This is a genomic window from Kitasatospora sp. GP82, assembly GCF_029892105.1.
Lineage (GTDB): Bacteria > Actinomycetota > Actinomycetes > Streptomycetales > Streptomycetaceae > Kitasatospora.
In genome coordinates this window covers 48872-61102 of the sequence record NZ_JARZAJ010000024.1, presented here as the reverse complement: position 1 = coordinate 61102, position 12231 = coordinate 48872, and the positions used below count along the sequence as shown (strand labels likewise).

Sequence of the window (12231 nt, the reverse complement as noted above, 5' to 3'; positions counted from 1 at the left end):
ACGGCCCGCCGGACAGGCCCTAGCGCGGGTTGAGGTGGTGGACGGCGGAGGGGGTGACCGCCGCGTGGACCGGGTGGTCGTGGGGCTCGGCGGGGACCGTGTCGAGGAGCTCGGTGTCGTACAGCAGCGTGGCCAGCAGGGGCCGGGCCTGAGCACGGGTCAGACGGGCTAGGACCCGGTCGTACGAGCCGCCGCCCCGGCCGAGCCGCAGGCCCTGCCGGTCCACGGCGAGCCCGGGCAGCAGTACCAGCGCCGCCGCGCAGACCGCCTCGGGGCCGAGTCGCCGTCCGGTGGGCTCCAGCAGCCCGCGCCCCGCCGGGGCGAGACGGTCCGGGCCCTCGTACTCGGCCCAGTCGAGGTCGTTGTCGGGCAGCAGTACGGGCAGCAGGACCCGGACACCCCGGGCCCGCAGTGCCTCCAGCAGTGGCCGCGTCCCGGGCTCCGCGCCGACCGAGACGTACGCGGCAACGGTCTGCCCCGGCCCGGCCAGCTCCACCGCGTGTCCGGAGAGTGCGACGGCGGCACTTTCGCGCCATTCGGGCGACAGCGCACGTCGGTCCGCGAGCAACCGTGACCTGAGCTCGGTCTTCTCGTTGTGCAATGGATCCTCCTGGGTTCCGCTCCCGCCGACACCACGGGTCTGTCCTGTGTCGGTCCGCGTTGAGAGCCTGACATGCGGAAGGCGATGGATGTTCCCCCCGCTCCTGGTCGAGGCCCTGGCCGGGCTGAGCACCACCGCGCTGGCCTCGGCCGTGCTGTCCGGGCTCAGGCTGCGTCGGGCCGCCGCGAGCGCGGTGGCCCGCGAGGCCGGGCTGCGGCAGCAGATCGCCGATCTCGAGGCCGAGCGGGACACACTCCAACGCACCGCCTCCTGCGATCCGTTGACCGGTGTCTGGAACTACCGCCACCTCCAACTCACCCTGGACCGCGAGGTGGAGCGGGCCCGCCGGGCCGAGGAGGGGGAGCAGCCGCGCCCGCTGGCCCTGTTGATGCTGGAGATCGCGGGCTTCGAGACGGTGGTCGCCGAGCACGGTCGCGGCCGGGGCAACGCGATACTGCGCGACCTGGCGCAGCGCCTGAGCGTGGAGATCCGCCGCTCGGACACGCTCGGCCGGTACGGCGGCGAGGAGTTCCTGGTCGTCCTGCCGGACACCGGGGCCGAGGGAGCGGCGCAGGTCGCCGAGCGGCTGTGCTGGTCGGTGCGGCGCCACCAGCTGCTGGACTGGTCACCCGCAGGACCTGAGCCGCGCCGGCCGGTCGGCGGCAACGGCCTGACCGCCGCCATCGGCATCGCGGTGCTGCCCGGCGACGGCGCGCACGCAGCCGTCCTGTTGCGCGCGGCCGATCGCGCGCTGGCCCGCGCCCGCGCGGCCGGCGGCGACTGCTGGCGCACCGCAGGACCGGCACGCCCCGCGAAGCTCCCAGGCCTCGCAGGCGACTTGAGCTCCTTCGACCACGAGGTCCCCGTCGACCACACGAGATCCGTGGAGCCCGTGAGCCCTGCAGGTGATCGCGAGAATCGTTATAAAGCACCGGAAATCACCGGTAATCTGTCGCCCTGTACCGGAGAGGCGGATCCCTCGGCCTCCACCGGTGCTGCCCACGCCACTGCCGCTGTGGCCGCCGCGCACGACGGGATCTGAAGGCTGTCCGGGGTTTCATGGTCGATTAACCCGGATCTCAGCTTGGTGGAAACCTGCCTTAGTAAGGTCGACGCATGACGAAGACGCACCCCCGGATGACCGTCACCAAGGCCGTCGTGCCTGCCGCCGGGCTGGGGACCCGCTTCCTGCCGGCCACCAAGGCGACCCCGAAGGAGATGCTGCCGGTCGTCGACAAGCCGGCCATCCAGTACGTCGTCGAAGAGGCCGCCGCCGCCGGGCTCTCCGACATACTGATGGTCACCGGACGCAACAAGCGTGCCCTGGAGGACCACTTCGACCGGGCGTACGAGCTGGAGGAGCTGCTCGCTCGCAAGGGTGACAGGGACAAGCTGCGTCGCGTCCAGGAGTCGGCCCGTCTCGCCAACATGCACTACGTCCGGCAGGGCGATCCCAAGGGCCTCGGCCACGCCGTCGCGGTTGCCGAACAGCATGTCGCGGGACAGCCGTTCGCCGTTCTGCTCGGAGATGACCTGATCGACCCGCGCGACCCGCTGCTCTCCCGGATGATCGAGGTGCAGCAGGAGCTCGGCGGCTCGGTGATCGCGTTGATGGAGGTGGATCCCTCGCAGATCCATCTGTACGGCTGTGCCGCTGTGAAGCCCAACGGCTTCGGTGAGGACGTCGTCCGGGTCACCGACCTGGTGGAGAAGCCGGACACCGCTGACGCCCCGTCGAACTATGCGGTGATCGGCCGGTACATCCTCGACCCGGCCATCTTCGACGTGCTGCGCGAGACCAAGCCCGGCCGGGGCGGCGAGATCCAGCTGACCGACGCGCTGCGCGGGCTGGCCGTCCGGGACGCGTCCACCGGTGGTCCCGTACACGGAGTGATCTTCAAGGGCCGCCGTTATGACACGGGCGACCGTGCGGACTACCTTCGCGCTATCGTCCGACTTGCGTGTGAGCGCGAGGACCTCGGCCCGGAGTTCCGGTCCTGGCTCAGGGACTTCGTGGCCACCGAGATGCAGAGCTGATCCACCAGCGGTCAGCATCCGGTCTGCGAATGATCTGCGACTGATCCGCGATTTCCGCGAAGAAGGCGAGCGTGAGGCGATGACTGCCGGGACTGTGGGTAGCAGCGACAACCCCTGCTGCGGAGAGGCACCGGCCCCGGCCTCGCCCCGGATGTGGACGGTCGACGAGCACCTCGCCGACATCCTCGGCGAGATGGCTCCGCTTCCCCCGATCGAGCTCCAGTTGCTGGACGCCCAGGGCTGCACGCTCGCCGAGGACGTGGTCGCCGCCACCGACCTGCCGCCCTTCGACAACAGCTCGATGGACGGATACGCCGTGCGCACCGCCGACACCACCGGCGCCACCGAGCAGTACCCCTCGGTGCTCACCGTGGTCGGCGACATCGCGGCCGGTGCGGGCGAATTGCCCAAGGTCGGTCCGGGGCAGGCCGCCCGGATCATGACCGGCGCCCCGATGCCCCCCGGTGCCGAGGCGGTCGCCCCGGTCGAGTGGACCGACGGCGGCACCGGATCGGGCCGGGCCGCCGACAGCATGTCCGCGCCGGTCGGGAACGAGGAGGTGCGCGTGCTCCGTCCGGTCGGCGAAGGCGCGCACATCCGCCGCCGGGGCAGCGACATCGCGACCGGGGACGCCGTGCTCTCCGCCGGTACGGTGCTCGGCCCGACCCAGCTCGGCCTGCTGGCCGCCATCGGCCGGGGCACTGTCCGGGTCCGGCCACGGCCCCGCGTGGTGGTGCTCTCCACCGGCAGCGAACTGGTCCAGCCCGGCGAGCCGGTGGGCCCGGGCCAGATCTCCGACTCCAACAGCTTCACCCTCACCGCCGCCGCCCGGGACGCGGGCGCCATCGCCTACCGCGTGGGCGGCGTCCCCGACGACCCGGCGACGCTGCGGGCCGTCCTGGAGGACCAGTTGGGGCGCGCCGACCTGATCGTCACCAGCGGTGGCGTCAGTGTCGGCGCGTACGACGTCGTCAAGGAGGCGCTGCAGCCGGGCGACGGCGCCGAGAGCTACGGCAGCGTCGACTTCCGCAGGCTGAGGATGCAACCGGGAAAGCCGCAGGGCTTCGGCCGGATCGGCTCGGGTGCCGGCGTGCCGCTGCTGGCACTGCCGGGGAACCCCGTCAGCTCGTACATCTCCTTCGAGCTGTTCGTCCGCCCGGTGATCCGCACCATGCTCGGCTCCACCGACATCCACCGCCCCGTCGTCCGGGCCGTCTGCCCGGTCGAACTGCGTTCCCCGGCAGGGCGGCGGCAGTTCCTGCGCGGCTGGTACCAGGACGGCGAGGTGCGCCCGGTCGGCGGCGAGGGATCGCACCTGGTCGGTGCGCTCGCCAGGGCGAACTGCCTGATCGCCGTCCCCGAGGAGACCACCTCCCTGAGCGGCGGCAGCGCCGTGGACGTGGTCCTTCTCACGGACTGAGCAGGGCGGGGAGGTACGGTAGCGCGGTATTCGTACCCGCAGCGCGGTGTTGATGCCGTGCCACCTGGCCGTACCCCTGGAGTTTCCCCGTGACCGCACCCTCCGGCGACCGTCTCACGCACGTCGATGACACCGGCGCCGCCCGCATGGTCGATGTCTCCGAGAAGGAGACCACCGTACGGACGGCGGTCGCCGCCGGGCGGGTGCGGGTGGCACCGCGGGTGGTCGAACTGCTGCGCGGCGAGGGCGTTCCCAAGGGGGATGCCCTCGCCGTCGCGCGGATCGCCGGGATCATGGGCGCCAAGCGGACCCCGGACCTCGTCCCGCTCTGCCACCCGATCGCCATCTCCGGCGTCAAGGTCGACCTGAGCGTCACCGACGAGGCCGTGGAGATCACCGCGACGGTGAAGACCGCCGACCGCACCGGAGTCGAGATGGAGGCCCTCACCGCGGTCGCCGTCGCCGGGCTCACCGTGATCGACATGGTGAAGGCCGTCGACAAGGGCGCTGTGATCGAGAACGTCCGGGTGCTCACCAAGACCGGCGGCAAGAGCGGCGACTGGAACGCCCCGGAGGTGTCCGAGTGAAGGCGCTCGCCGTCACCGTCTCCAACCGGGCCTCTGCCGGGGTGTACGAGGACAAGGGCGGCCCGCTACTGGTCGGCGGCCTGCAACGGATGGGCTTCGAGGTGGAAGGACCGCGCGTGGTCCCGGACGGCGAACCCGTCGAGGCAGTGCTGCGCGAGGCCGTCGCCGCCGGGTACGACGTTGTGCTCACCACCGGCGGCACCGGCATCTCGCCGATGGACCTCACCCCCGAGATGACCGCCCGGGTGATCGACCGCCAGATCCCCGGCATCGCCGAGTCGATCCGCGCGTACGGGCGCGAGAAGGTGCCCACCTCGGCACTCTCCCGCGGCCTGGCCGGCCTCGCCGGACGCACCCTGATCGTCAACCTGCCCGGCTCCACCGGAGGCGTCAAGGACGGTCTGGCCGTACTGGAACCGTTGCTCGCCCACGCAGTGGACCAGCTCGGCGGCGGTGACCACCCCAGGCCCTCCGCAGGTGAGGGAGACGGGCGCTGAACAGCGGCTGGCAGGTTGAGCTCCACGAGGGCGACGTCACGCTGCGCCCGATCCGGGCCCGTGACCAGCACGCCTGGCAGGAGGTCTGCCGACGCAACCGGGACTGGCTGCGCCGCTGGGAGGCGACCGTCCCGCCCGCGCAGCCCGGTCGTGCCACCGGGCCCCGGCCGACGTACCGGCAGATGGTCCGCTACCTGCGCGGCGAGGCGGCGGCCGGGCGGATGCTGCCCTTCGTGGTCCTGTACCGGGGCGAGCTGGTCGGACAGCTCACGGTCGGCGGGATCACCTGGGGCTCGATGTGCTCGGCCAATGTCGGTTACTGGATCGACGAGGCGGTGGCCGGGCGGGGCATCATGCCGACCGCCGTCGCGCTTTCCGTGGACTATTGCTTCGCGGTCCTCGGTCTGCACCGGATGGAGGTCTGCATCAGGCCCGAGAACGGTCCCAGTCGCCGGGTGGTGGAAAAGCTCGGCTTCCGGTCCGAAGGAATGCGTCCACGATATCTTCACATCGACGGAGACTGGCGGGATCACCTGGTCTACGCACTGACCGCCGACGAGGTGCCGGAAGGGATGCTGGCCCGCTGGCGGGCGATCAGCGTGCGTGGCCCCTATGGTAATTGAATATATGTTCGAATATAGATATCAATATGGCATCGCCGCCCCCGTGAGTGGTCACAAATACCGGCAAATAGTCGGAGAATCAGCTTGATCGCACGACACGCCGTGCCAAATTGCTGCCGGGCCTTCCCCTGCGCCCGTACCGTGTGAAAGGTGAGCAGCAGCGGCCTTATCTACGCAGTCATCGTAGGGGCCTGGGCTGCCTATCTGGTGCCGATGTGGCTCCGCAGGCAGGACGAGCTCAACGAGGCGCGTCCGACGGAACGCTTCAGTACCGCGATCCGCCTGCTGGCCGGCCGATCGGCTCTGGAGCGGCGGGTGGCCCGGTCCCTCGGTGACGATGACGACAACTCGACCTCGACCTCGACCTCGACCTCGACGTCCGCTCCGGCGTCCGACGCCGGGTCCGGCCAGGATGCGGGTGCGCCCGAGCGCCGGGCCCGACTGCTGGCGCGGCGGCGGCGGATGGTCACCACGCTCTTCCTCGCCTTCGCGGCGGGCGCGGTGACCGCTGCGGTCGCGGGTGTGGCCTTCCTCTGGATCCCGGCCGTCCCGGCGGTCCTTCTCACCCTCTACATCGGCCACCTCCGGCGACTGGAACGCCAGCGGTACGAGGTCAAGCTGGACCGGGCCCGCGCGGCCCAGGCCGCCGAACGCCTCCGCGAGCGCGAGCGGGCCCGGGTGCCCCGCTCCGAGCCGGCCTCGGCGGACGTCGAGGACCGGCCCGCCGAACGGGCGTCCGACCTGTCCGTGGACGGCTCGGCCGACCACGCGGCCGACCACCTTGCCGACCGTCCCGGTGACGGCCTCGGCGATCCCGGGCGCCCGCACCTGCGCCTGGCCGCTGACGCCGCAGCCCGCCGCGAACCTGCCGAGAGTTCGGCCGCCGCCCTGGTGGAGGCGACCGACCACGAGGAGTGGGTGGACGGCATGCGCGAGAACGGTGCCGCCGGCCCCGAGTCCTGGGAGCCGGTCCCCGTCCCGCTGCCGACGTACGTCACCGCCCCGGTCGCGCCGCGGATCACCCGCGGTCTCGACCTCAACGCCCGGGGAATCTGGGACTCCGGCCGCGCCGCCGAACCCCGCAAGACTCCTCTCTTCGACCAGTACGCCGAGGCCGCCCCGTCTCCGTCGGAGGACGACTGCCTCACCCGCCCCCGGGCCGCCAACGAATGACCCGTCCCCGCCCCGCCACCGGTCAACGCCCTGCGGTGGGGCACCCGGGGGTGGTCACGGGCCCCCTCCAAAAGGTGCTAGAGTTCTTTCTCGTTGGGGCTGTGGCGCAGTCCGGTAGCGCACCTCGTTCGCATCGAGGGGGTCAGGGGTTCGAATCCCCTCAGCTCCACCCAACATCAGAGGCCCTTCCGGGATTGTCCGGGAGGGCCTCTGATCGTATGTACGGCAGTGAAGTACGGCAGCTGCTCCGGGGCTTGCTCCGAGTCGCCCGAGATGTGCTTCCCGGGCTTCTTCGGCGAGCGGCGGGTCGCCTCCGAGGGAACGTGCGTGCAGATCTCCATCGTGACGGCGATCCTGCTGTGCCGGAGGATCTGCATCGCGATCCGCGGGTGCACGTCCAGAGCTCGTCGGCGGCCCGCTTGGCGGCGGTCCGGGACGTACGGCGAAGCCGAAGTGCCGTGGTGCAGATGCCGGGCAGCGGGAGGACGGCTTCGGACGCCTCGGTCTTGGTCTCGTCGTGGACGAGCTGACGCCGGATCCGTTGCAGTTGGGCTTCGACCGTCAGAAGCTCGGCGTCCAGGTCGACCAAGTCCCGGGTGAGGCCCAGCACTTCACCGCGCTGCGGCCCGAGCGCCAGGATCAGCGCGTACGCCGGGTGCAGCGGGTCCGCTGGGCGTCAGCCCGCCCCCATGTGCGTACCGCATGACGCCGTCGTACCGTGGCGGCCAAGAACCGTCACCGACCGCCGCACTCCGGGAGTCCAGCCTGAGTAACTGCCCTGCAGGGCACGGAGTGTGACGAACGTCAGGTGGGGCCTTCCGTCGGCGGGAGGCCCCCGTGAACACCCTGGACCGGCCGCAGCACTGGCGCTTGGCGGTCCGGCTGCCGGTACGGTTGTCGGCATGATCGGCTCTGACGCGAGCGAGGCCGTCGCATAGGCAATCGGATTGGATGATGATCCGTCAATCCATGGATGAGACGCGGCCAAGCGGAGGCAGTGGTTTCGGCCATGCGTCGTAATCCGTTGCCGCGCAGTGGTACTGAGCACAGCGGGCCCGGAACCGCCGTTGCGGTTCCGGGCCCGGGCGAGGCCGGACCGGGGCTAGTGGTGCGACCCCGGGTGCGGGGTGGGCCGTCGGCCGTGCGGGTGGCGGGTGAGGGTGTAGCCGCCGACACCGGCGAGGGCGGCCAGTGCGCCACCGCCGAGGGTCCAGAACCAGCGGGTGTTCCAGCCCGAGAACAGGTCCGAGTACCAGTGCGTCTTCGGCTCGACGGGCGCGGCGGCCCGACCGGTACCCGGGCCGGCACCGGCCGCAGCGGTGGGCGCGCCGGACGCACCGCTCGCGCCGGGCGCGGCGGTGGAGCCCGCGTTGACCGGCGGCACCAGCGGGGCCTTCAGCTCGCCGCCCTCGGGCTGGGCGTCGTTCGGCCCGCCCTTGGCGGTGACGTGCAGCTGGACCTGGGCGGCCAGGCCCAGATCCTGCTGGTCCGCGTCGGTGGTGGTAAGGCGGACGTAGTAGGTGCCCGGCAGCGGATCACCGGACCACGGCTCGGCCCAGGAGCGGATCTGCCGGAGCGTGCAGCCGATCGAGACCGAGGCGGTGTTCGGCGCGGCGGTCGCGTTCTGCGGCCCGGCGGTGCAGGACTGGCGGCGGCGGAGGCCGTCGAAGAGCTCCACCGTCCAGGTCTGCGGCGCGTGCCGCTCGGCGGCCGGCGGCAGGGTGACGGTCACCTGCACGGTGTCCGTCTGCCCCTCGGAGGCGGGGAACGCCCAGTAGAGGTAGTCGCCGGTGGAGGCGGCCACCGAGGCTTCCTGGCCTGCTGCGAGCGTGGTCGCGGTCAGGAAGGAGGTGCCTGCCGTGGTCGCCGGGGCCAGTCCCTTGCCGGACGGGCTCGGCGAGGGGGAGGCCGCCGAGGCGGCCGGGGCCAGCGCGGGCAGCAGCCCGAGTGCGAGCAGAGCGCCTGCGGTGAAGCGGATTGCCGTACGCATCATCAGTTCTCCCGCCAGACAGCGATCCGCCAGCGCGCCACCCAGCCGAAGACCAGGCCGGTCAGCAGCCCGGCGCCGGTGAGCACCAGCAGCAGCACCCAGCCCCGGCCGAGCCCGGCGGCCGGGCCGTCGGGGGCGGGGGAGGCGGCGGCCACGTCGACGGTCAGCTCCAGCGGCAGTCCGGGGTCGGCGGCCACGCCCGGCTGCGGGGCGAAGGAGTTGCTGACGACCAGGCAGACCGCCTGGTCACCGGCGGCACCGGCGGCACCGGCGCCCTTGGCCGGGGTGGCCGAGGCACCGGACGCGGACCAGCGCACGCCGGTCGAGGCGACGTCCGTACGGCCGCTGCCCGCATCCGTACCGCGGACCAGCTCCTGGCCGGTCGGGTCGGTGGCCTGGAGCAGTACGCCGTAGTCACGGGCCACCGCGCGGTCCATCGAGACGCTGACCGAGGCCCGCAGCTCCTGCCCCGGCTTGACCGGTACCCGGTAGACGCGGTGCTCGGCGAACTTCTCGCGGTCGCTGTAGACACCGGGGTTCAGCACCGGTGCGGTCTCGCACTTGTCGGTGCCGCTCGTCTTGGCGGGTGTGATCCGGTAGGTGTCCCCGGACTCCTTGACCAGCTGATTGACCTTGCCGGTGAGCTGGTCCTGGGTGCGGACGTCGGTGTAGGTGCCGCCCGTCGCGTTGGCGATGCAGAGCAGCTGCTGGCGGGTCTTGTCGTCGTGCGCCAGGCCGAGCGTGTCCACCACCAGATGGGTGCCCTGCGCGGCGAGCTCGCGGGCGACGTCGCAGGGGTCGGGCGGGGCGCAGTCGTCCTCGCCGTCGGTGATCAGGACCACCCGGCGGGTGGTCTGACCGGTGCCGAGGTCCTGGGCGGCCCCCCGCAGGGCGAGGCCGATCGGGGTCCAGCCGGTCGGGCGCAGGGTGGCCACGGCCGTCTTGGCCTCGACCTTGTTGGTCTTGCCGATCGGGAAGAGCTGCTGGGTGTCCTTGCAGCCGATGCTCTTGTCGTTGCCCGGGTAGGTCGCGCCGAGCGTCCGGATACCGAAGTCGGTCTCGGACGGCAGGGCGTCGATCACCTCGTCGATGGACTGCTGGGCAACCGAGATCCGGCTCTTGCCGTCGAGGTCGGCGGTCCTCATGGAACCGCTCACGTCGAGGATGAGGTCGACCCTCGGTGCGTCGGAACTCGCGGGGGTGGTCTCGTCGGCATGTGCGGGCAGGCCGCTGAGCAGGGCTCCGGCGGATATCGCCAGTGCGGCAAGCAGGCCCAGCGGCCGCCTGACCTGCAATCGTCGTCGTCTCATGGTCGTCACGGGCCGCCATCCTATGGATCATCACTTCCGAAAGACCAATGCCCGGTACGGATCCGCAGAGGGCGCGAACTACCCTGCGAGGGAAGGGCGGAGCGGTTTCGGGGAGGCGCCGGTGAGGCTGAGTCGGGTGGGCAAGCGGTACGGCCGGCGCGGCCCGTGGATCCTGAAGGAGGCCACGCTCGCGGTCGGGCCCGGCGAACTCGTACGGATCGAAGGGGCCAACGGCAGCGGCAAGTCCACGCTGCTCAAGCTGATCGCCGGGGTCGAGCCGCCCAGCACCGGCAGCATCGACGGCCCCGGCCGCAGGGCGTACGTGCCCGAACGCTTCCCGCCCGCACTGCCCTTCGACGCCCGGACCTACCTGCACCACCTCGGGCGGGTGCACGGCCTGTCGGCCGCGGAGGCGGACCGCCGGGCCGCGCACTGGCTGGACCGCTTCGGCATCGCCGACCGGGCCGGAACCCCGCTGAGCCGCCTCTCCAAGGGCACCTGCCAGAAGGTCGCCGTCATCCAGGCACTGCTCGCCGACGCCGAGCTCCTGCTGCTGGACGAAGCCTGGACCGGGCTCGACCAGGCGGCCCGCAGCCTGCTCGACGAGGTGGCCGCCGACCGGGCCGCCCGTGGCGGACGGGTCCTCTTCGTCGACCACGACCCCAACCGGCTGGCCGGGCTCATCACCGCCGCGTACCTCGTCCAGGACGGCTCGCTACGGGCGGTGGACGCCGTACCGGACGGGCCGTCGGGGCAGCGACTGGTGCGCATCGAGGTGGACGGCCGGCTCCCTGACCGGCTCCCCGGTGCGCCGCAGCGCGAGCCGCGACCCGACGGCACCACCCTGCTGAAGGTCCCCGCACCCCACTCCGACGCCCTCCTGCGCCACCTCCTCACGGCGACCCCGCCCGCCCACATCCGCGCCGTCCACCCGGAGGGGGAGGCGTGATGACGGGCCGCGTCGAGGGGTACGGCCTCCGGGTGGGGTCGGAGCCGGTCCGCCGGTTCGGTTCGTCGTGTTCCCAGGAGGCACTCAGGTGAGCGTTCTGATCCGTTACCAGGTGGAGCTGCTGCTGCGCTCGCAGCGCTGGCTGCCGCCGTTCCTCGCGTACGCGTTGCTGATGGTGATCGGCATCAGCGCGGGGGAGACCCTGCTCGGTGCCCTCGGCTTCGCCGCGGCGGTCCTGGTGCCCGTGACCGCCTGGTACGTGCGGTGCACGACGACCGCCGAGCCGGCTGCTTCGCGGGCCTGCCTGGCGGCGGCGGCCGGCCGCCGAAGGGTGCATCTGGCGGCGCTGGCGGCGGCGTTGACCGCCGGTCTGACGCTCGGTCTGGCGGGGCTGCTGGCCGTCTGGGCGGTCAGCGGCGAGGTGGACGCCAACCGGCATGCCCAGGCGCCCGTGGGGGAGGCGCTGGTGGCCGGTCTGCTGGCGACCGTGGTCTGCGTGCTGCTCGGTCTGCTGATCGGGGCGCTGTGCACGCGGCCCGTACTGCTGCGCTCGCAGTACGGCATTCCGGTGAGCCTGGGGCTGGCGACGCTGCTGCTCGTGGTGCCGGGCTCACCCGCGAACGCCGTCGTCCGCGCGCTGGTCACCGCCAACCGTACGGCTCGGGTCGCCTTCCCTGTGGCGGCGCTCGCCGGGGCGGTCGTTCTGGCGGCACTGGGGGTCGCGGGAGCCGCTGCCGTGGCCGCTCGCCGTTCGGACTGAGCAGGTCCCGGCCGGCATCCGCAATATCGGACACACCGCACCCAACAGCCATAAATATGGCAAATCATCGTTAGGGTCGAGGGAGCCGGCCCTGTGTGCCGCGACCCGTCGCCATGCCAGTCGAGCGGAAGGACCGCCCCCGTGAGCAACCTGTTTGCGATCGCCCATCCCGGCCTCGCCACCGCACAGCAGGTCCGTGACGAGGAGGATCACCTGCGCGAGATCGCCCGGGCCGCGCGGGCGGGGTCCGGCACCTGAGCCGAGCACGTATCACCCTCGGGGGC

The 12231-nt window shown here is 72.1% G+C and carries 13 protein-coding genes and 1 tRNA gene; 11 read left to right on the top strand and 3 right to left on the bottom strand.

The annotated features are described in order from the left end of the window. Nucleotides 1-19: 19 nt before the first annotated feature. Entirely contained in the window at nucleotides 20-601 is a 582-nt protein-coding gene (locus P3T39_RS24305) for a 5-formyltetrahydrofolate cyclo-ligase (protein ID WP_280700995.1), read from the bottom strand. 88 nt (nucleotides 602-689) lie between these two features. On the opposite strand from P3T39_RS24305, the gene P3T39_RS24300 reads away from it, so the two are divergent. From P3T39_RS24300 to P3T39_RS24260, 9 genes are all read left to right on the top strand, one after another. Beyond that, nucleotides 690-1643: a GGDEF domain-containing protein gene (locus tag P3T39_RS24300; protein WP_280700994.1), complete on the top strand. Its 954-nt coding sequence runs from the start codon at nucleotides 690-692 to the stop codon at nucleotides 1641-1643. 74 nt (nucleotides 1644-1717) lie between these two features. Then, the gene (galU, locus tag P3T39_RS24295) at nucleotides 1718-2638 is read left to right on the top strand and encodes a UTP--glucose-1-phosphate uridylyltransferase GalU (protein WP_280700992.1); all 921 of its coding nucleotides are present in this window, start codon (nucleotides 1718-1720) and stop codon (nucleotides 2636-2638) included. A gap of 151 nt (nucleotides 2639-2789) precedes the next feature. Next, a complete protein-coding gene (glp, locus tag P3T39_RS24290; protein ID WP_280701077.1) occupies nucleotides 2790-4058 on the top strand; it encodes a gephyrin-like molybdotransferase Glp in 1269 nt (422 codons plus the stop codon). 89 nt (nucleotides 4059-4147) lie between these two features. Then, nucleotides 4148-4645, top strand: coding sequence for a cyclic pyranopterin monophosphate synthase MoaC (moaC, locus tag P3T39_RS24285; RefSeq protein WP_280700990.1), 498 nt, complete (start codon nucleotides 4148-4150; stop codon nucleotides 4643-4645). Continuing rightward, nucleotides 4642-5142, top strand: coding sequence for a MogA/MoaB family molybdenum cofactor biosynthesis protein (locus P3T39_RS24280; RefSeq protein WP_280700988.1), 501 nt, complete (start codon nucleotides 4642-4644; stop codon nucleotides 5140-5142). The genes moaC and P3T39_RS24280 overlap by 4 nt, the downstream gene beginning before the upstream one ends. Further along, nucleotides 5139-5765: a GNAT family protein gene (locus P3T39_RS24275; protein WP_280701076.1), complete on the top strand. Its 627-nt coding sequence runs from the start codon at nucleotides 5139-5141 to the stop codon at nucleotides 5763-5765. Before P3T39_RS24280 ends, P3T39_RS24275 begins: the two co-directional genes overlap by 4 nt. Nucleotides 5766-5915: 150 nt before the next feature. Beyond that, on the top strand, nucleotides 5916-6938 hold the full coding sequence (locus P3T39_RS24270; protein ID WP_280700985.1) for a hypothetical protein: 1023 nt from the start codon (nucleotides 5916-5918) through the stop codon (nucleotides 6936-6938). Nucleotides 6939-7033: 95 nt separating this feature from the next. Continuing rightward, nucleotides 7034-7107 (top strand) — tRNA-Ala (locus tag P3T39_RS24265). Between the two features lie 348 nt (nucleotides 7108-7455). Then, nucleotides 7456-7644, top strand: coding sequence for a hypothetical protein (locus P3T39_RS24260; protein WP_280700984.1), 189 nt, complete (start codon nucleotides 7456-7458; stop codon nucleotides 7642-7644). A 396-nt stretch (nucleotides 7645-8040) separates the two neighbouring features. Here P3T39_RS24260 and P3T39_RS24255 read toward each other — a convergent pair whose 3' ends face one another. Both P3T39_RS24255 and P3T39_RS24250 read right to left on the bottom strand, forming a co-directional pair. After that, nucleotides 8041-8931, bottom strand: a complete 891-nt coding sequence (locus P3T39_RS24255) for a peptidase (RefSeq protein ID WP_280700982.1) — start codon at nucleotides 8929-8931, stop codon at nucleotides 8041-8043. Further along, entirely contained in the window at nucleotides 8931-10238 is a 1308-nt protein-coding gene (locus P3T39_RS24250; RefSeq protein WP_280700981.1) for a VWA domain-containing protein, read from the bottom strand. Before P3T39_RS24250 ends, P3T39_RS24255 begins: the two co-directional genes overlap by 1 nt. A gap of 121 nt (nucleotides 10239-10359) precedes the next feature. On the opposite strand from P3T39_RS24250, the gene P3T39_RS24245 reads away from it, so the two are divergent. Beyond that, nucleotides 10360-11187 (top strand): ATP-binding cassette domain-containing protein, encoded by an 828-nt coding sequence (locus P3T39_RS24245; RefSeq protein WP_280700978.1) that lies wholly within the window; start codon nucleotides 10360-10362, stop codon nucleotides 11185-11187. An 88-nt stretch (nucleotides 11188-11275) separates the two neighbouring features. After that, complete coding sequence (locus P3T39_RS24240) at nucleotides 11276-11947, top strand: ABC transporter (RefSeq protein WP_280700976.1); 672 nt, start codon at nucleotides 11276-11278, stop codon at nucleotides 11945-11947. Nucleotides 11948-12231 lie beyond the last annotated feature (284 nt).